This is a genomic window from Acidovorax sp. BLS4, from assembly GCF_032929295.1.
Lineage (GTDB): Bacteria > Pseudomonadota > Gammaproteobacteria > Burkholderiales > Burkholderiaceae_C > Paracidovorax.
Genome location: NZ_CP136797.1, coordinates 5144869 through 5163678, shown reverse-complemented (window position 1 = coordinate 5163678; position 18810 = coordinate 5144869). Strand labels below are relative to the sequence as shown.

Below are 18810 nucleotides of genomic sequence, written 5' to 3'. Positions count from 1 at the left end.
CCCGATCTCCTGGATACCCTCTGTGGGCACATTTTGGAAACCATTAGCTAATGACCACCATCCGCGTAAAAGAAAACGAACCCTTTGACGTCGCCCTGCGCCGCTTCAAGCGCACCATCGAAAAGCTCGGCCTGCTGACCGACCTGCGCGCCCGTGAGTTCTACGAGAAGCCCACAGCCGAGCGCAAGCGCAAGAAGGCCGCCGCCGTCAAGCGCCACTACAAGCGCGTTCGCAGCATGCAGCTGCCCAAGAAGCTGTACTAAGCTCTGACAGAGCCGGCCTCACCGCCGCAAAACCCGCGCTAGGGACGCCAAGCGCGGGTTTTTTCGTTTGGGGCACAGCGCGCCACCCCACCCACCCCTGGTTTGAACGGAGAACACCATGAGCCTCAAAGAACAGATCACCGAAGACATGAAGACCGCCATGCGCGCCAAGGACGTCGAGCGCCTGGGCACCATCCGCCTGCTGCAGGCGGCGATCAAGCAAAAGGAAGTCGACGAGCGCATCACGCTGGACGACGCTGCCGTCGTCGCCATCCTGGACAAGCTCATCAAGCAGCGCAAGGACTCCATCACCGCCTTCGAAGGCGCGGGCCGCCAGGACCTGGCCGACAAGGAAAAATCCGAAATGGCCGTGCTGCAGGCCTACCTGCCCGAGCGCATGTCGGCCGACGAAACCCTGGCCGCCGTGAAAGCCATCGTGGCTGAACTGGGTGCCGCGGGCCCCGGCGACATGGGCAAGGTCATGGGCGTGGTGAAGACGCGGCTGGCCGGCAAGGCCGACATGGGCCAGGTGTCCGCCGCCGTGAAGGCCGCGCTGGCCGGCTGATCGGGCCCTCGGGACGCGTGCCATGCGCGTCCTTGCAAAGCGGGGTGCCAGCGCGCTGCACCCCGCCATATTTCCCTCCTCATTCCCCCGTACCGCCCACCGCGCCAATGCGTGCGCCGTCGCCACCGGCCGCCCACTCCTGGCGGAAGTGCTCCTGCAGAAACTCCACGCACACGCGCACCTTGGCCGACAGATGGAGCCGCGTGGGATACACCGCCCACACATTCGCTTCCTGCCGCCACTCGGGCAGGACCGGCACCAGGTGCCCCGCGCGCAACTGCGGCCCCACATCCCACAGCGAGCGCAGCGTGATGCCGCGGCCGTCCACGGCCCACTGCACCACCATTTCCCCGTGGTTGGCCGACAGCGGGCCGCGCACCTTCACCGACTCTTCCACGCCACCGCTGCGCAGGCGCCACACGCCGAACGGGTGGTCACGCTCCTTGATGACGAGGCAGTCGTGGCTGGACAGCTCCGCCAGCGTGCGCGGCGTGCCATGGCGCGCCAGGTAGGCGGGCGCCGCGCACAGCACCCGGTGGTTGTCGGCCAGCCGCCGCGCGATGAGGTGCGGCGCGATCTCGTCGCCCACGCGCACGTCCAGGTCAAAGCCCTCGCCCGCCACGTCCACCAGCCGGTCGAACACCTCCAGCCGCACCTGCAGGGCCGCATGGCGCTCCACCAGCCGCGACAGCGCCGGCGCCACCACGCGCCGCCCGAAGCCGAAACTGCAGCTCACCCGCAGCAGGCCGCGGGGCTCGCGCCGCGTCACGGCCACCTCCTGCAGCAACTGATCCACATCGTCCAGGATGCGCTGCGCCCAGTGGAAGACGCGCTCGCCCTCCTCCGTCACCACCACGCGGCGCGTGGTGCGGTGCAGCAGCTTGACGGCCAAATCCTCCTCCAGCAGTCGGATGCGCTTGCTCACATAGGCGGGCGATGTGCCCAGCTCGGTCGCAGCCTCGCCGAAGCTCGATTTGCGCACCACCACGGTGAACACGCGCAGGTCGTCGTTGGAAGGAATTTTGTGCACGAAGTGTGAAGAATGAGACCACAGGCGGCGGATTGTATTTTGCGAGGCACTGCCGAACAATGCCCCATCCGGCACCTGCCGCTCTGCTTTTTTCCACAAGGACCCCCATGCAAAAAACCAAGTACCAGATCGCCGTGATCCCCGGCGACGGCATCGGCAAGGAAGTCATGCCCGAAGGCCTGCGGGCCATCCAGACCGCGGCCGAGCGCTTCGGCTTAAACGCTGCTAAGTTGTTGTCGCTGGTCAGTTTTTTGACGCAGGATTCCGATTTCACAACGAAACCGAGATCACCCCAGAAAGCATGCGTGCAGAGGAAGGGGCAATGAGTCCGGGTGTAGGTACAGCCGAAGCGCATCAGCCTGGTCATCGCTGATGCAGAGGATCATTAAGTCAATGTCTTCAGCATCCTCCTCGTCTCGCTCAACCGAGCCGAAGAGGTACCACTCGGTGCCTGCTATTGCCGGTCCAAGGGCCAGCGCAGCTTGTCGCAGGCACGCGACGACTCTCTGGCGAATCAAGAGCCCAGCCGTTTCATCAGATCACGGACGCCCAGTGCCTGCGCGCCCATGTCCATGGCTGCGGCATGCGCAGCAGAGCTGATCCCGCCATAGCTTGAAGACTTCACAATGACGTCGAAAGGGCCGACGCGCGCTCGCGCGTTTCGCACATGCTCAGCGCCCATGTTGTAGGCGTCGATCACTGCGACAGTTATAGGCTCACCGTGTCGGCGCTCGGCCCTGACTACCGAGTCATAGACGTATGAGACGCTGGCAACATTTGAATGCTGAGTCATGGCCGTGATGAAGTACCCCATGCCCTTATCGCGGAAGGAGCCTGCATCTCCAGTTTTAGCTGCTCGGGCTATATCACCCAAGGTCCCGAAGGAGGCAAATGCTGCGTGAACACGGCCTATGGCTGCGCCGCTCCATAACGTCCCTGATGGCACGTTGATGACCAGCTCCGGCTTACTGTGCTTTAAGAAGAGCGGGTCGACATCGGCCAGTTCGATGACTCTGCTTACGGGCACCCCCAGGACAGCAACTGCAAACTCATAGCCTCCTATTGCTCGCACTGCCAGAAACCCCTCGGGGGTCCTTTCAATTACCTCGACGTCCTTGCGTTCGGCCAGCTTTGCGGCCACCCATGCGGTCATGTCACCACCCACGTTTCAGCCCTCCAAAATCTGCGAAAACTCGGCAGGGAACCGGGACGCATCCTCGTCGACTCCTTCGATGTGAAACGCCTCCAGATCGTCAATGTGCTGTCGAAATCGTTCAAGTGTTTCCTTCTCTTCGATAGTCAACAGTCCCCGGTTAACGTCGAGTAGTGCAAGCATCCGCCTGCTGTTGGGCAGGATACGACTCAGCATCTTTCGCTTCCATTGCTCGGCCGCGCCGCTCTCTGGATTTTGAGCAGCATCAATGTGTGGTCCATAGCGCTCAAAGATCGCCCGGTTTTCGGCCAGCAGAGGCTCTATGACCTGTCGGGCGTCGCCACGCCCTTCGACCTTCACCGCCCCGAATATCTGCAAAAGCTTATGAGCGTGATCGCGCTTCCAGCCCATCATCATGGCGTCGGGAAACGCCTCCGGCGCCTTGTCGACCATGGTGTGACAGTTGGCACACAGCATGACTAGGTTCTCGAAAGCTCCACGCTCTTCCTGGCTAAGCTCGGGATTTGCACGGGGGCCGCCATCGTTGGCGGCAAAGACGTGCGCCATCTCTGCGATGTGAATCGACTTCCCTGCTGCCTCGACAAACAGTTCGTTGGCACACCCGGGGTTTTGACAGTAGCCAGCGGAGGCGGCGAATAGCCTCTTCTGAGTATGCAGGTCAGGCGATGCGGCGCCTCTTGAACAAGCCATCGTGATCACTCCCTTTGCTTTGATCTGCACCTGTATTTTGATCGGATCTCCGCAACGGCCGAGCTGACATGGTGTTTATCGGCCAGGAGATGCTGCGGAACCCGTTCCGAGCGCGTACAGCAGCAGACGATTTGCAGTCTCCCATAGCGGTCCCCAGGTGGACATGCGCGTCGTGTGTGCGCGTGTTCTCCCCTATCGGTCAAAGTCTGGGCGGGGACCTACCCGCATAAACACCGCTAACGCTTCCGTCGCTCCCGCCGCAAGCCGGAGCCACGGTGACGTAAGAAATAGTTCATCGAGACTGGGCAGCTCTGATGGCGTGGCGTCACACACCTCTTCCCACACAGAGTGAAAGCGGTCAATAGCGATGATTTCTTCTGGTGAGAGGACTGGCTCATAACTCTGCCAATCTCCGTCCACCCAGTCTTCCCATTGATTTATGACTTCGTACGGCACTCGCACGGCTGGCACAGCAGCTTGATACGCGATCTGTGCATCAAATGACGACGCAAGTTCAAGGTACTCAATGATTCTGTTGCGGACTCGTTGGAGAGCGGCGGTCGGAGATGTGGGCATGTGCCTTACGGAGAAGTGCTTGAAGCTTTGAACAGATATTGGTGAGCCTAAGTCAGCTTCTCTCTGGTTTCTGACCGCGCAGCGAGCGGCGGCTTGTGACCGAACTTAGTCGGTCATTGCCAGCAGTTTGGGCTGCCGCGACCGACACAGACGGACAGTTCATCAGAATATGCACTGAGCATGGGGCAAGGACGCTGCCATTCATGCTGAGCATTGCACCCGAAGTCTGCACTACTGAGCTTTAGGAATTTTCGCTCTTAGGGGAACAACTGTGCTAGCGCCACCGTTTCCTAGGGCGGTCTCGAGCATTTGGCCCAATATGTTCAGCGCATCTTGTGTATTTCGAAGCTGTATCTTAAGTAGGCTGTTCTCGGCTTTTAGGTTGCTAATCAGGACGTCTTGTTCGGTTTCGGTGGCCGCTCGCCTTTTCTTCTTTCCACGTGAAAGATTCCAACCCTTTATCTTGAGCTCAAGCTCAGCGCGCAGGGTGTCATGATGAGGTTTGTATATTGGCGAGCTTGTCAAGCCTGCCTGCTTGCATACTTCTTCGACGGATAGACTCTTGCGCGAGCGGTCAGCTGCGAGTTGTTCGAAGGCGTTAAGGATCGAAGCTCTATATGTTTCTTTCTTAGTGGCTCCGGCCTTTTGCTTTGATGTTGATTCCATTAACTAGGTCTTCTCGATCACATATTGAATCTCATCAAGATTCTTTTTATAGAAGTTTTTCATAGGTTCGCTCAAAAGAGGGTCTTGGATTTTCGCCTTAAGCCACTGCGCCTGACGGATTAGCTTTGGCCGCTCTGAGCCAAGGAGCAGGTGGTGGCTACACGAGCCACTGCAGTTGCCTAGGTTGGGTAGAGGTAATCCGGAATCTGAGTTACAGGGACCACGTGCAACCAGTGGCTTCAAGCAGTACATCCCCTGGCCTAACACGCTGAGAAGCATTTGGCCCATAGACATCATGTCGAGGCCGAGTTCAACGAACTCATTCTCTGTCATGTCAATGTCTGATTCGGTCTTAATGGCGGCGCGTAGCGCTGGCGCACCCCCTCCCATCAACGAGTCGCGCTCCGCGAAGAGAGTCTTCAGATTCTTCACCGTGAGCTCGGGGTAGGCTGTCAGAAGTTCATCTTGAATCATTGGGGATGCGAACATATAGCCTAGAGTGGTTCTATATGTCGCGTGCCCAAAGATGCTCTGCAAAATGACAGTCGCTCCTTCCATCGATAGCGTAATGAGCCTGGCTACTGACTTTCGCAGACGTGTGAAAGAGATGTTCTCGCCGAGGTCAGGCAGTATGCAGGCCGAGAATTTTGCCAAAACATGGTTATGCGCATTGGCAGACAGCGCGGCCCCTTCTATCGTATAGCTCGCCTCTTCGGTATCTCCATGGGCTTGATACTTAGATTGCACGAAGAGCTTATCGGTAAAAGCATGCGTCCCTTCTAAGTCTGCATGGATGTAGCGTCGAATCTGCTTCTTCAGCGAACTTTGAAGCTCTATTGCGCAGATTACCTTATCATCGACAGGAAGAGCGACGATTTCGCCGTCGGATTCATCTCTGCCCTTATAGTGTGTCAAGGTTAAGAATGCCTCTCCATACTTGTTTCTTATGCAGCCGTCACTGATGGAGTTAATCTCACTTCGACGAGAACCCGTGGCGAAGCTGACCGTGATTGTAGATGCCGCACTGCACAGTCTGGCGTGGCCCATCAGCGATTTAAAAGTAGTGGGGGGCCAGTCGAATAAACCCGCTTCAGAATGAGGCCAAGAATAATCCTTGATGTATTTTTTCTGAGCTCTATAACAATGGCCGTCCGCACTCTTGCTTTCACGGAGATTCGGAAAGCGATCAGCAATTGTTAGACATTCATCAATCGCGTTGCGTACATGCGGCCCAAGTTCCTCGACATAGAAGTGAGCGTTACGCACAATTAAGGTCAGGTCCTCATCACTGTATGGAATCTCTCCTCGGCCATCAAAATCTCTTCCATGGGCTTCGTGCCAGAGTGCCTTGGCAACCGCTTGAGCGCCTTTGTGAATTGGAAACGGATACTGAACGCTGTAAGCAATGAGCCCTTGACCATGGTGTACGGCTGCTCCTCGTAGAGTCGCCACGATACTCACCAGTGTCTCAATATGCTTTGCCTTTCTCGCTCTATCTAACAGGAATGCTCTCGTTTCGCTGGTGGTTAGCGTCTCTTGCGACAACCCTTTCTCCTGAATCATGGATGCGAAAGCGGCAACTGCTTGTCCACGCTTTATGAGTGAGGCAAAGCTCGGTGTGGACGCGATATTGATGGGGTGGCGTAGGAAGGCATAGAGAATGTCCTTGCATAGTGGGACTAAAGGCGTAGGCATTTTTTTGAAGTCGATTTGCCTAGCTTTAGTCGGCATCGCGGCCATTGCGCCGACTGGCGCTCCTTCCCAGACCATGTCAGAGAACCGGCTTATTACCGTCGGTACGTTGCCGTGAAGGTGCCAGCTCACAATGGCAGCATCTCGCTTTTCGCTGTCGCTCCTGGGTTGCAGGCCCATCAGAAGTGGGTTCATTTGGGTCATCTTGCCGGCCTATAAAACAGAAGAGGCACGTCGAGGGTCTCCGCCTCACGCATTGCGCTTGTCTGATCTTCCGCGGAATACCTTGCAAATACATCCTCAAGGTTCCTGAGCTCTCGATCCGCTGCAGAGCCATCCCAAAGGTGTGCGCTCGACTTATCTCTCCGACTGCGCAGGTTGAGTATGCTTTTACCCATTTCGGGAAGGCCTGAGCGAAAGCTTCTGGCCATATCGCAGTCATAGCAGCGTACTGCTGGGCACACGTCTCCGGAATGTTTGGGACGGTAGATGCCTTTTGGTGGTGCCGTCGGGTCTTCACAGCAGAACCCGGAGCGGACCTTTACGAGCTTCGAGTGGTTGTGTGTAAGAGCTTCTCGAGATTCGGGTGTTTGCATCTTTCGGATCATCGCCGGCTGCAAAACCGTTTCGTCAGAGTCAAGGATTGCATGCGATGCGGACTGATACTGCCGCAGTCCATCGTGTGCATAGGTCTTTACCCATTTCCTTCTGAGGTAATCGTATATTGTGCGTGAATCTTCACTATGACCTAGTTCGCCCTGCGCGATCTTTATGTCCATGGCACTTTTGTGTGCGACGTACCTAAGATAGGCGTCCCGAAGAAGTTTCGCGTTATAGCTTATCGGCTTCCCGTCTTCGTCTAACAAGTCGGGGGTCGATTGGGCCTCTCTGGCTATTAAGCGATTAATTATTCCCTGAACATTTTGGCCATTAAGATGCTGCCATTTTCCCTCGTTCCAATATATCCACATACTCTTTGATGAAGCTATCGCGGCTATCCCGGATGGAGTCTTTAGGGTGGGTTTTGGATTGGAGTTCTGAATAACGCGGCGACACCATGCCCCAAGGAGCTCTTGGTAACGGACTACCTTGACAGGGTAGAACTCTGGCTTCGCTCTAAATGGCATTGGAATGGGCTTGGGGTCATTTTTTTTCATCCCATTTCGATTCTTTAGTCCCATGATAATTCTGTAGTCCAACCCAAACGGATTTGGGCGCAGCCACTTGCCAGCCATTAGACCTTGGCCGGGGGGCAGGTCTAGAATTGGCTGTTCATTCGCACCGCTGCGGGCTATGACAAGCAGAATTTCTGCCGCCACAAGGTCTACGGTCGGGGCCAGGAATGTCTCGGTGAAAGGGAAAAGTCCCGGACCAGAAGGTGATTCGCTACGGCTCAGCGCGATCCTTGCGGCAAGGATGGCATCTCGAATCTGATAGCTTTTGCGAAACTTGTTGCCCACGTCGAATGGTCTCTTCCGAGCCGTCGGATCGTCGCGTTGGACGCTGCGGAAAATTTGCTTCACTTTGGCTCTGTCTTTTTTGAACTGTGCAATAACCTTCTTGCTCATGCGTACCAGCGCAAGGTACTGTTTTTCGCTGTACTCCTCTCTGTCGATGGTCGCTTTTTGCATGCTGAAGGGTGATGGTCGCCACACACTCGTTCTCATGGCGTCCTTGATAAACCGCGCGACGGAGCTGTAGATGGCGCCCATACGGGTGCTCTTCAATGACTTCTGATGGCGCAGCCATTCTGCAAATTTGACTCCTTGCTCTTCTGATAGAGACTCCAGGGACCCGTCACCAATAATTTCTGAATGTAGGCTTGCCTGGTCATCAAGAAAGTGGAAGAGCCACTTCAGTTTTGTCAGTTCTTCAAACGTAGACCGGGACGCTCTATCTTTGGTCCACTTCCGGATTGACGGCGCCATGGCGCTAAGAATCATGTGCCAGTGGTTCCTGATTGGCCGCGCCAGGTCACGGATGGATGGTGCTCGCTTTCGATGTATTAGCGAGACTATTTGCACATCATTGCGTTCTTGGGGGAGTAGGGCGTTTAAGTCAACACGGTAGTGCTGTTCCTCGGGGCCGCTCTCGACGATCCAAGACAGCAGCGGCGCTTCTGTTGGAGGGGTAGGCTGAGCCGTTGCGCCTGAAATGTCAAAAGACTTTCTTGTCTTCGGTCCCTGAGTCATGCGAGACCCCGCTCAATTTCGTCTAGGTGTTGATTCCAGTCTTCGCGAATAGAAGGATCACTACTTATCAAAGTTGCAAGGTAGGTACTTTTCGTGGTTTCGGACGATGAGTGACCTAGAAGGCGTGCTAACTTCTCAACGGCCAAGCTTGTTTTATCTATCATTAATCGGACAAGCCATTTATCCAGAGAGTCTTTGCTGATGCTTTGCTGCAGATTTCGATACGAGGTTAGGAGATAGTTGACGGCGAACTCATGGCGAAGCTCGTGAGGCGTTCGCTTAATGCCGCATCGCTCACTGGCCCTCAGAAATGCATCACCGATGGCATCTCCGGACATTGGCAATCCGCCTTGTGTAAGGAAGAGGGGGGTTGCTGCTGGCTCGGCGATCAATTCTTTGGCGGCTTTTTTAAGCCGGTCTCTCCGCGCTCTTGAGGAAAGATAATTTCTTAGCATCGCAACTGTCGGTGCCTCAATCTCGATTTTTCGCTCTTTATCTCCCTTGCCGATAACCGTGATTGTTGCTGGTCCGCCTGGATAAATAGGGGATAAGAGAGCGACGTCTTTAACGGTTAGGCTTGCGACTTCTGAACGCCGTAGGCCTGTTGAATAGATCAATTTCGCAATAATTTTGTGAACTGGGTCCAGAAATGAATTAATGAAGGTGATTAGATGCTTGGTCGGGAGGATAGAGATTAAAGAAGGTTGCCGGCGCCGAGTGCCAGGCAGATGGCTTGTCTGGAAATACTTTATAGGCCTCTCTGCGTCGCCAAAAAAGTTTTTCTCAAATACATGCGTGATAACGCTGAGCGCATTCCCTGGTTTATTAGTTTGTGTGCATAGGTCTGTAAGAAACTCCCTGGCAACGATGGCTCTCCGCTCGATAGTAGATGCCGCTAACTCGGTATCTTTGTCTTGCAGGTGATCCACATACCCTTCCAGCAGGTCCCCGGACGCGGCCTGTTCTGCCAATATATAGGGCGTTGCTTCTTGATAGGTGTTGAGGAAGTAGGTGAGGTCGTAGCCAAAGGCTGTTATTGAGTTCGCCTTGAGGCGTTTTAGCGAAAAATCTTCTAGCTTGCCCGTGCGCCGTTTGCGTAAGTAGCTGTTCTCAAATGCCCGTGGCAGCCCAGCGGAGTCAACGATAAACGGGGTTGTGATGTCGACTCTTGCGAGCAAGTAGTCGACCCTGGCAGGGGGGACCTGAGGGATCGCTTCGTGAACTAAGTTCAGAACTTCCGGAGTAACCAGCCTGGGGAAGAGAAGTTGAGACATCGATATTCATTCACACGTTGACTTGAGCAAAGAGGCTGCTGCTACGTCTCCAGAGAACTATCGAATATTTTTTTTCTGGCGTCAATGAATGAAATTGCCCCAATCCACCTGATGTTCATGCCTTTTGTCTGCTGACAGTCTTTGCGGGCAGGATAAATTATTTTTTATAGTTCATCTCGATTAATTGACCTCAGATTGGCATATATCTGTTTGAATAGGATTTCGCGCGTATGAAGCTCCTATTTTCTATCCACTTGGATAGGACAATCTATCCAGGTGGATAGAAAAGAAGCTGGGTGAAATATGTTCGTCGTGGTCACCTTTTGCAGTGAAATTATCTTTTTTTGATAGAGAGTGTTATTTTTTAGATAGGGCGGAACTGTTGTGTATATGACTAGATGAACGGTGGACGTACGTGTGATCGTGAAGCTCTAGCGACTGTGGAACTGGAGCTGCGCATTGCACTCAGGCGTAGCCGTGTCACCGGTAACTCACTAGAAAGGCATCACGCTTGGACTGCTATTCCCTGGCGCGAGGTCAAGTGCTCGTAGGTCTGTAACCGATGCCTGCGCTGAGATGTTGGTTGCAGTAGTGCAGCGTTGCTTCGTGTCGGGCTATGACGTCTCCGCCTTCCAGAGACTAGAACTCGTGAGAAGTGCGTACACAGAATCGCGGCCGAAATGAAGTAGCTAGCGCATGCGCGGCGCACGTAGGTAGTCCCTCCCTAAAAACTCAAGAGAGGGACCTGAGTAGGGCCATAAGCTATAACTGCTACGCGCGGCCCACGCACAGCTACCTGAACCTGTCGCCGGGGCTGGACTTCGAGACGCAGATCATCGCCAAGCACAACATCGCCGAGGTGCTGCGCGGCGAACTGGCCCGGCCCGGGCATGTGCCGCAGCTGCTCAACATCGGATCCGCCACCGACTGCTACCAGCCCGTGGAGCGCGAGCTGCGCCTGACGCGCGGGCTGATCGAAGTGCTGGGCGAGGCCCGCTACCCGTTTTCGGTCATCACCAAGTCGAGCGGGGTGGAGCGCGACCTCGACCTGCTCGCCCCCCTGGCCCGCGACCGCCTGGCCGCCGCCTACGTGACCATCACCACGCTGGACGCCGCGCTCGCCCGCCGCCTGGAGCCGCGCGCCGCCGCGCCGCACCGGCGCCTGCGCACCATCCGCGCGCTGGCCGAGGCCGGCGTGCCCGTGGGCGTGAGCGTGGCGCCGCAGATCCCGTTCATCACCGAAGACATGGAACAGGTGCTGGAGGCCGCGCGCGATGCCGGCGCCACGACCGCCTTCTACACCGTGGTGCGCCTGCCCTGGGAGGTGGCGCCGCTCATGCGCGAGTGGCTGGCGCTGCACTACCCGCAGCGCGCGGCGCGCGTGATGGCCCGCATCCAGGACCTGCACGGCCTGAGCGCCGAGGCCCGCGCGGCGGGCAAGAGCTACCAGAGCGACTTCGCCACGCGCATGAAGGGCACGGGGCTGTGGGCCGACCTGGTGCGCCAGCGGTTCGCCACCGCGTGCCGGCGCCTGGGCCTGAACCGCCAGCGCGTGGAGCTGGACCTGTCGCAGTACCGGCCCGGGCTGGCGCGGGGGCAGGGCAGCCTGTTCTGACGCCGCGAAGGACGGCGCGGCCGGGGGGGCTGCAAACAATCTTTCGCAATGCGCCGGACAACGCAACTTGCTGCTGTCGCCGGCCCCCGCTTCAGTGCCACGCGGGGCGGCCGCGGTTCTAAGCTCGGCCGTGAATGTTCTGTGGCCGCTGCCGTTTCCTGCGGTGGCCGGCTTTCCGCCGTTTCCTGCTGTCTGGAGTGCGACCCATGGCCTTGCGTGATTTCAAAGTGCTGACCTTCGACGTGGTCGGCACCCTCATCGATTTCGAGGGCGGCATGCTCGCCTATCTGCGCCGGGCCGTGCCCGGCAGCCCCGTGACCGACGAGGCGTTCCTCGCGGCCTACCGCGCCGCCCGCAAGAGCGGCGACACCTGGGCCTATCCCGACGACCTGGAGCGCTGCTGGCATGCGATCGCGCCGTCGCTGGGCCTGCCCGACAGCGAGGCGCTGGCGCGCGGCCTGCGCGACTCGGTGGCCGACTGGCCGGCGTTCCCCGACTCGGTACAGGCGCTGCAGCGCCTGCGCGGGCATTTCAAGCTCGTGACGATGACGAACGCCCAGGCCTGGGCGCTGGAGCACTTCCAGAAAGCCCTGGGCTCGCCCTTCGACCTGCTGCTCAGCTGCGACGACGCGATGTGCGAGAAGCCCGACGCGCGCTACTTCGCCTATGCCCGCGGCCGCTACGAGGGCGCCTGGGGCTACCGGCAGGCCGACAACCTGCACGTGGCGCAGAGCCAGTACCACGACATCGGCATCTCCAAGCGGCTGGGCATCGCCACCTGCTGGATCGAACGGCGGCACGGCATGAAGGACTCGGGCGGCACCATCGAATCCGAGCACACCGTGCCGGACTACCACTTCCACACGCTGGCCCAGCTGGCCGACGCGGTGGAGGCGGGGCAATGAGCCTGGACGGCCACGAGCGCTTGTCCGCCCTGGAGGGCCTGCAGCGCATCGCCCGGCCGGTGGCCGACCTGCTGCCCGAGCTCATTGCCCTGCGGCGCGACCTGCATGCGCACCCCGAGCTGGCCTTTCAGGAGCGGCGCACGGCCGGCATCGTGGCGCAGTCGCTGCGGCTGCTCGGCCTGGAGGTGCACGAAGGCATCGGCGGCACGGGCGTGGTCGGCACGCTGCGCTGCGGCAGCGGGCCCCGCAGCATGGGCCTGCGCGCCGACATGGATGCGCTGCCCATGGTGGAACTGGGCACGTCCGCCCATGCCAGCCGCCACCCGGGCGCACACCACGGCTGCGGGCACGACGGCCACACCAGCATGCTGATCGGCGCGGCGCGCCAGCTGGCGCGCACGCGCGGGTTTGACGGCACCGTGCACTTCATCTTCCAGCCCGCCGAGGAAGGCCAGGGCGGCGCGCGCAAGATGATCGAGGACGGCCTGTTCGAGCGCTTTCCGTGCGACAGCGTCTACGCGCTGCACAACTGGCCCGACCTGCCGCTGGGCCACGCCCAGACCCGGCCCGGGCCCATCATGGCCGCGGCCGACCGCTTCGACATCGCCGTGCGCGGGCGCGGCGGCCATGCCGCGCAGCCGCACCACACACCCGATGCCATCCTGGCCGCGAGCCAGCTGGTGGCCCAGCTCAACACCATCGTGGCGCGCCGCATCGACCCCGGCGAGTCGGCCGTGCTGTCGGTCACGCGCATCGAGGGCGGGCACAGCCACAACGTGCTGCCGGCCGAGGTGCAGATCACTGGCACGGTGCGCAGCTTCGACGCCGCATCGCAAGACCGCATCGAGGCCGCGCTGCGCGCCACCGCCGAGGGCATTGCCCTGGCCAGCGGCACGCAGGTGGAGGTGACCTACCTGCGCTACTACCCCGCGACGGTGAACACCCCGGCCGAGGCGGATCTGGCACTGCAGGCCGCACGCGCCATCGGCCTGCAGGCCGGCGTGGCACCGCGCGCCGCCTTCACCTCGGAAGACTTCGCCTTCATGCTGCAGCGCCGCCCGGGCGCCTACCTGTGGCTCGGCCAGGGCCGCGCCGAGCCCGGGCCCGACGGCGAGCGCGCGCTGCACCATCCGTGCTACGACTTCAACGACGACGCGCTGCCGCTGGGCGTGCGCTGGTTCTGCGAGGTGGCGGCGCGCGCCCTGGCTCCCACCTGATGCGGGCTTGAAGCCTGGCATCGCCCCGGCGCCGCACTTTGATTCCTTCCATCCACTTCATCGACCCAAGGGACCATCCCATGAGCATCACCGTGCTGCGCCAGTCCGCCACCCTCGGCGGCTTCGAACACCAGGGCACCCCCGCCCGTCCGCTGACCCTGCCGCCGTGCGAGTTCAGCGGCATCGACGTCGATCTGCAGGGCGCGGGCGAGAACCGCTCGGGGCTGTGGGAATGCACGCCCGGCCGCTTCGAGCGCCAGTTGGCCCATGCCGAGGTCATGCACATCCTGGCCGGGGCCTGCACCTTCACGCCCACGGGCGGCGAGCCGCAATCCATTCGAGCCGGAGACACGCTGTTCTTCCCGTCGAACACCACCGGCGAATGGCATGTGACGCAAACGCTGCGCAAGGTGTTCGTGGTGCTGGCGGCGTAAAGCCTCCATCGGCGCCTGTGTTCAGGGGCGTGCAGGTCCGTCGCCGCTCGGCGCGGGCAGCTTCGCGATCACCTTGATCTCGAACTGGAAGCCGTAGAGCCAGGTCACGCCCACGCCGGTCAGCGTGGGGTGGGGCGCGTTGCCCCAGTACTCCGGCACGATGGCCCACACGGTCTCGAACGTCGATTCGGGATCGACGAGGAAGACCGTGACATCGACCACGTCGTCGAAGGTGCAGCCGGCCGCTTGCAGGATGGCGTTCAGGTGGTCGAACGCCAGCCGCACCTGCGCCGGCAGGTCGGGCTCGGGCGATCCGTCCTCGCGGCTGCCGACCTGGCCCGACACGAACAGAAAGCCGTTGGAGCGGACCGCTGGCGAATAGCGGTTGCGGTCGTAGAGCGCTCGGCGCCCGGTGGGGAAGACGACGTCGCGTTGGGGCGTGCTGGTGGGATGCATCAAAGGTTCATCGGGGCGAAGCCGCCCGGTGGTTGGCGATGAAGGCACTGTAGGCAGCGGCGTGCGGAGAATAAAGGGCCCAGTCCACCCATCACTGTTTGTAGACTCCAAACAATCCCTCCGCCACCGCCACGCCACCGAAAGCACAGCGCCCATGGACCGTTTCGATGCAATGCAGGCCTTCGCCCGCGTGGTGGAGGCCGGCAGCTTCACCAAGGCGGCCGAGACCCTGCACATGAGCAAGACCACCGTGACCCAGCTCGTCCAGCAGCTGGAGGCGCGGCTGCGCGTGAAGCTGTTGAACCGCACGACCCGCAAGGTCAACGTCACGGCCGACGGCGCGGCCTATTACGAACGCGTGGTGCGCCTGCTGGCCGACATGGACGATGCCGAGGGCAGCCTGTCCAGCGCCTCCGCGCTGCCCCGGGGCCGCCTGCGGGTGGACGTGCCCAGCCCGCTGGCCCGAGCCATCCTGGTGCCGGCGCTCCCGGCCTTCCACACCCGGTACCCGGACATCCAGATCGACATGGGCGTGAGCGACCGCATCGTGGACCTGATCGGCGAGAACGTGGACTGCGTGGTGCGCGGGGGCGAGCCCACCGATCCGTCCCTGGTCGCGCGGCGCGTGGGCGACCTGCAGCTGGGCGTGTATGCCGCGCCCGGCTACCTTGAGCGCGCGGGCACGCCGCTGCACCCGAACGAGCTGGAGAACTCGCACCACCGCACGGTGGGCTTTCTGTGGGCACGCACCGGCAAGGCATTGCCGTATGCCATGCACCGCGAGGGCGAGCGCCTGGCCGTGCGGGGCCGCCATGTGTTCTCGGTGGACGACGGCAACGCGTACCTGGCGGCCGGCGTGGCGGGCCTGGGCGTGCTTTGGCTGCCGGACTACCTGGCGCGCGAGCCCCTGGAGCGGGGCCAACTGGTGCGGCTGTTCCAGGACTGGCGCCTGGACCCGATGCCGCTGTACATCGCGTATGCGCCGCACCGGCACGTCAGCCCGCGGCTGCGCGTGTTCATTGAGTGGGTGGCTGGCCTCATGGAGCGGCATGCACCCCTGGCCGGCCGGCCACCGGCATGATGGGGGCCTGTCAGGCGGCCTGCTGCGCCGGCTGCGATGCCGCGAACCGGCCGATGAAGTAGGGCGCCAGCGGAATCGACGTCTGGCCCGTGGCGATCAGTTCGGCCATGGTCTCGCCCACGCCGGGGCTGATGGCGAAGCCCTCGCCGTTGAAGCCGAAGGCGTAGTGCAGCCCCGCCACCTTGGCGCTCGGCCCCATCACCGGTTGCCAGTCGGGGGTGTAGCCCTCGATGCCGCTCCACACGCGGATCAGCTGCACGTGCTCGAACGCCGGCACGAAGCGGCGCAGCTCGCGCAGCTGGCGCAGCACGTTGTCGGGCTTCACGTAGGCGCGGATGCGGTCGGCATGCGCAGGCCCTTTCAGCCCGCCGCCGAAGACGATGTTGCCGCGCGCAATCTGCCGGAAGTACAGGCCTTCGGTCTCGATGGGGGACGACAGGCCGATGGACGGCCCGAGCGCGTAGGGCAGGGGCTCGGTCACGCCCATCTGCGGACCGCGGGCCTCCATCGGCACGGGCTCGCCGAACTGCTCGGCCATGCGGTTGGACCACGCGCCGCAGGCCACCAGCATCTGCGGGGCGCGAAAGCGCCGGCCGTCGGCCGTGTGGGCGACGAAGCCGTTGGCGTCGCGCTCCACCTGCATCACCTCGGCATGCTCGACGATGTTCGCGCCCGCACGCCGCGCCGCGCGGGCAAACGCCGGGCCGGCCAGGCGGGGGTTGGCGTGGCCGTCCTGGGGCGAGTAGGACCCCGCCACCACGCCGGGCGCGAAGATGCCCCAGCGCTGGCGCAACTGCTCGGCGGTGAACAGCTGCAGGTCCAGCCCCAGGGGCTTGACGTCGTGCGCGTGCTTTTCGAGCACCGCGGCCTGCTTTTCGGTGTAGCACACGCGCAGGTGGCCGTAGGGCACGAACTCGGCGTCTTCGCCCAGCAGCGACCGGATGCGGCCCCACACGGCGCGCGCGCGGTTGGCCAGCGGCATCTGGTGCAGCTCGCGCCCCTGGCGGCGCACGTTGCCGAAATTGGTGCCGCTGGCCTGTCGGCCCACCAGTTCGCGCTCCAGCAGCGTGACGGACAGGCCGTGCTGGCGCAGGAAGAAGGCCGTGGTGGTGCCCATCAGGCCACCGCCCAGCACCAGCACGTCGGTGTCGTGCGCCGTGGCGTTCTGGCTGCCGTGGTTCATGCCTGCACCTCGCGCGTGTTCATCATCAAAGGCTTGACCGGCGCCTGCGACCGCAGGCGGCCCACCTGTTCCACGGGAACGTGGCAGGCGCTCGCGACGATCTCCGCCGCGGCATGGCCGCAAAAGCGCCCCTGGCAGCGCCCCATGCCGACGCGGCTGAAGGCCTTGGCGCGGTTCACTTCCTGGCTGTCCATCTCGGTCACGCAGCGGCGCAGTTCGCCCGCGGTGACGGCCTCGCAGCGGCACACCACGGCCGCATCGGGCAGCGCCGCGGCCTGCGCATGCGGCCAGGGAAAGGCCCGCGCCAGCCCCTGGCGAAAGCGGTCCATCCGGCCCAGCGTGCGGCGCAGCGCGGGCGCCTCCTGGCCGTAGCGGGCGCTGCCGGCGGCATGCTTCAGGTCGGCCAGCGCCGCCAGGGCGGCCAGGCGGCCCGCGGCCTCGGCCCCGTCGGCCCCCAGGATGCGCACACCGTCGCCCGCCAGGTACACGCCCGACGTGCTGCTGCGGCCGTCCGCGTCGATGCTGGGCAGCCACTGGCGGCTCACGGGTTCGAAGGCGAACGTGCAACGCGCCAGATCGGCCAGTTGCGTCTCGGCCCGCAGGTGCCAGCCCAGGCCCACGGCATCGCATTCGAAGCGTCGTTCCTGGCCCTGTGCATCGCGCACGGCCACGGCCTGCACACCCAGGCGGTCGTCGCCGTCGATGGACAGTGGCGCCACGCCCTGCAGCACCGGCACGCCCGCCGCCCGCAGGCCGCGGATCAGCCCCAGGCCGCGCAGCGCGAGCGTGGGCCGCGCCAGCAGGCCCGCGATGGCGGCCCAGGGCTTGGATGCGGGCGCGGTGTCGAGCACCGCCGCCACGCGCGCGCCGGCCTGCACATACTGCGAGGCCACCAGGTACAGCAGCGGCCCGCTGCCCAGAAAGACGACCTGCGAGCCGATGGCGCAGGCCTGCGCCTTCAGCGCGATCTGCGAGGCGCCCAGGCTGTAGCACCCGGCGCGGTGCCAGCCGGGCACGGGCATGAGGCGGTCGGTGGCGCCGGAGCACACCAGCAGCGCGTCGAACGGCAGCGTCTGCGGCTCGCCGGCATGCACCACGTGCAGTTCGCCGGCGGTCACGTTCCAGGCCAGGGTGTCGGGCCGGTAATCGACCGATGGGCGCAGGGCGTCGAAGTCGCGGTGCAGCGCCTGGGCCTTGCCGGCCTCGCTGCCGTAGAGCTTGGCGTAGGGCCGCTTGAAGCCTTCGGGCTGGCGGCGGTAGATCTGCCCGCCGTCGCGCCGGCTTTCATCCACCACGGTGGGGCGCAGGCCGGCCTGCACCAGCGCCTGGGCGGCGCGCACGCCGGCCGGGCCGGTGCCGACCACCACGATGCGGGGCGAGCCGGTGGGGGTGGTGATTGGGGTGGCGGTGGGGGCGCTCATGCCGCTTCCCCTTGCGCATGGCGCGCCAGCGATTCGCGCAGGTCCGGCGTCACCGGCCAGTGCGCCGCGGGCGGGTGGGTGAGCACCTCCATGCCGGCTTCGGCCGGGGTGGAGCAGGCGCGCAGCCGATTGCCCGAAGGCGTCCACACCCAGCAGTCCTGGCAGGCGCCCATGAGGCAAAAGCCCGCGCGCGGGCCGTCGCCGAACTCGCTGTCGCGCACCCGCCGCCCGTGCTGCAGCAGCGCCACCAGCAGGGTGTCGCCAGCGAGCGCGGCGGCAGGCAGGCCATCGATCGTCAGGGCGATCGGGGGGCGATCGGTCTCGGCCAGCCGCACGAAGCGGGCCGGCGGGCGGTGGGCGGTGTCGGGCATGGGCG

19 protein-coding genes are annotated in these 18810 nt (G+C 62.2%); 8 read left to right on the top strand and 11 right to left on the bottom strand.

Annotation, left to right across the window (positions count from 1 at the left end):
* The first annotated feature begins 50 nt into the window (after nucleotides 1-50).
* Together rpsU and R1Z03_RS23725 are read left to right on the top strand one after the other, a co-directional pair.
* Nucleotides 51-263 (top strand): 30S ribosomal protein S21, encoded by a 213-nt coding sequence (rpsU, locus tag R1Z03_RS23730; protein ID WP_007833691.1) that lies wholly within the window; start codon nucleotides 51-53, stop codon nucleotides 261-263.
* A gap of 118 nt (nucleotides 264-381) precedes the next feature.
* The gene (locus tag R1Z03_RS23725) at nucleotides 382-828 is read left to right on the top strand and encodes a GatB/YqeY domain-containing protein (protein WP_317355889.1); all 447 of its coding nucleotides are present in this window, start codon (nucleotides 382-384) and stop codon (nucleotides 826-828) included.
* Nucleotides 829-907: 79 nt separating this feature from the next.
* On the opposite strand, the gene R1Z03_RS23720 is transcribed toward R1Z03_RS23725, so the two are convergent.
* Nucleotides 908-1858 (bottom strand): LysR substrate-binding domain-containing protein, encoded by a 951-nt coding sequence (locus R1Z03_RS23720; protein ID WP_317355886.1) that lies wholly within the window; start codon nucleotides 1856-1858, stop codon nucleotides 908-910.
* Nucleotides 1859-1965: 107 nt separating this feature from the next.
* On the opposite strand from R1Z03_RS23720, the gene R1Z03_RS25000 reads away from it, so the two are divergent.
* On the top strand, nucleotides 1966-2184 hold the full coding sequence (locus tag R1Z03_RS25000) for a hypothetical protein (protein ID WP_372588294.1): 219 nt from the start codon (nucleotides 1966-1968) through the stop codon (nucleotides 2182-2184).
* Between the two features lie 188 nt (nucleotides 2185-2372).
* Here the strand turns inward: R1Z03_RS25000 and R1Z03_RS23710 are convergent, their stop codons facing one another.
* The 6 genes from R1Z03_RS23710 to R1Z03_RS23685 form a co-directional block, all read right to left on the bottom strand.
* Complete coding sequence (locus R1Z03_RS23710) at nucleotides 2373-3011, bottom strand: hypothetical protein (protein ID WP_317355883.1); 639 nt, start codon at nucleotides 3009-3011, stop codon at nucleotides 2373-2375.
* A 15-nt stretch (nucleotides 3012-3026) separates the two neighbouring features.
* A complete protein-coding gene (locus R1Z03_RS23705; RefSeq protein ID WP_317355880.1) occupies nucleotides 3027-3752 on the bottom strand; it encodes a hypothetical protein in 726 nt (241 codons plus the stop codon).
* Nucleotides 3753-4529: 777 nt separating this feature from the next.
* Complete coding sequence (locus R1Z03_RS23700) at nucleotides 4530-4964, bottom strand: hypothetical protein (protein WP_317355877.1); 435 nt, start codon at nucleotides 4962-4964, stop codon at nucleotides 4530-4532.
* Nucleotides 4965-4967: 3 nt separating this feature from the next.
* On the bottom strand, nucleotides 4968-6851 hold the full coding sequence (locus tag R1Z03_RS23695) for a hypothetical protein (RefSeq protein WP_317355874.1): 1884 nt from the start codon (nucleotides 6849-6851) through the stop codon (nucleotides 4968-4970).
* Between the two features lie 5 nt (nucleotides 6852-6856).
* Nucleotides 6857-8287 (bottom strand): hypothetical protein, encoded by a 1431-nt coding sequence (locus tag R1Z03_RS23690; protein ID WP_317355871.1) that lies wholly within the window; start codon nucleotides 8285-8287, stop codon nucleotides 6857-6859.
* Nucleotides 8288-8844: 557 nt separating this feature from the next.
* A complete protein-coding gene (locus R1Z03_RS23685; protein ID WP_317355868.1) occupies nucleotides 8845-10122 on the bottom strand; it encodes a tyrosine-type recombinase/integrase in 1278 nt (425 codons plus the stop codon).
* 655 nt (nucleotides 10123-10777) lie between these two features.
* On the opposite strand from R1Z03_RS23685, the gene R1Z03_RS23680 reads away from it, so the two are divergent.
* The 4 genes from R1Z03_RS23680 (at nucleotide 10778) to R1Z03_RS23665 (ending at nucleotide 14293) form a co-directional block, all read left to right on the top strand.
* Entirely contained in the window at nucleotides 10778-11737 is a 960-nt protein-coding gene (locus R1Z03_RS23680) for a radical SAM protein (RefSeq protein ID WP_317355866.1), read from the top strand.
* A 206-nt stretch (nucleotides 11738-11943) separates the two neighbouring features.
* Nucleotides 11944-12642 (top strand): HAD-IA family hydrolase, encoded by a 699-nt coding sequence (locus R1Z03_RS23675; RefSeq protein WP_317355863.1) that lies wholly within the window; start codon nucleotides 11944-11946, stop codon nucleotides 12640-12642.
* The gene (locus R1Z03_RS23670) at nucleotides 12639-13859 is read left to right on the top strand and encodes a M20 aminoacylase family protein (protein WP_317355860.1); all 1221 of its coding nucleotides are present in this window, start codon (nucleotides 12639-12641) and stop codon (nucleotides 13857-13859) included. The genes R1Z03_RS23675 and R1Z03_RS23670 overlap by 4 nt, the downstream gene beginning before the upstream one ends.
* A gap of 80 nt (nucleotides 13860-13939) precedes the next feature.
* Nucleotides 13940-14293: a cupin domain-containing protein gene (locus R1Z03_RS23665; RefSeq protein ID WP_317355857.1), complete on the top strand. Its 354-nt coding sequence runs from the start codon at nucleotides 13940-13942 to the stop codon at nucleotides 14291-14293.
* Nucleotides 14294-14314: 21 nt separating this feature from the next.
* Here the strand turns inward: R1Z03_RS23665 and R1Z03_RS23660 are convergent, their stop codons facing one another.
* Nucleotides 14315-14749: a RidA family protein gene (locus R1Z03_RS23660; protein ID WP_317355854.1), complete on the bottom strand. Its 435-nt coding sequence runs from the start codon at nucleotides 14747-14749 to the stop codon at nucleotides 14315-14317.
* Nucleotides 14750-14903: 154 nt separating this feature from the next.
* Here R1Z03_RS23660 and R1Z03_RS23655 point away from each other — a divergent pair, with 154 nt between their 5' ends.
* On the top strand, nucleotides 14904-15830 hold the full coding sequence (locus R1Z03_RS23655) for a LysR substrate-binding domain-containing protein (protein ID WP_317355852.1): 927 nt from the start codon (nucleotides 14904-14906) through the stop codon (nucleotides 15828-15830).
* Nucleotides 15831-15840: 10 nt separating this feature from the next.
* On the opposite strand, the gene R1Z03_RS23650 is transcribed toward R1Z03_RS23655, so the two are convergent.
* From R1Z03_RS23650 to R1Z03_RS23640, 3 genes are read right to left on the bottom strand one after another with little or no spacing between them, the layout of a single operon-like run.
* Entirely contained in the window at nucleotides 15841-17013 is a 1173-nt protein-coding gene (locus R1Z03_RS23650; RefSeq protein ID WP_317355849.1) for an FAD-binding oxidoreductase, read from the bottom strand.
* Nucleotides 17010-18434, bottom strand: coding sequence for an NAD(P)/FAD-dependent oxidoreductase (locus tag R1Z03_RS23645; protein ID WP_317355846.1), 1425 nt, complete (start codon nucleotides 18432-18434; stop codon nucleotides 17010-17012). The genes R1Z03_RS23650 and R1Z03_RS23645 overlap by 4 nt, the downstream gene beginning before the upstream one ends.
* Entirely contained in the window at nucleotides 18431-18805 is a 375-nt protein-coding gene (locus tag R1Z03_RS23640; RefSeq protein WP_317355843.1) for a (2Fe-2S)-binding protein, read from the bottom strand. Before R1Z03_RS23640 ends, R1Z03_RS23645 begins: the two co-directional genes overlap by 4 nt.
* Nucleotides 18806-18810 lie beyond the last annotated feature (5 nt).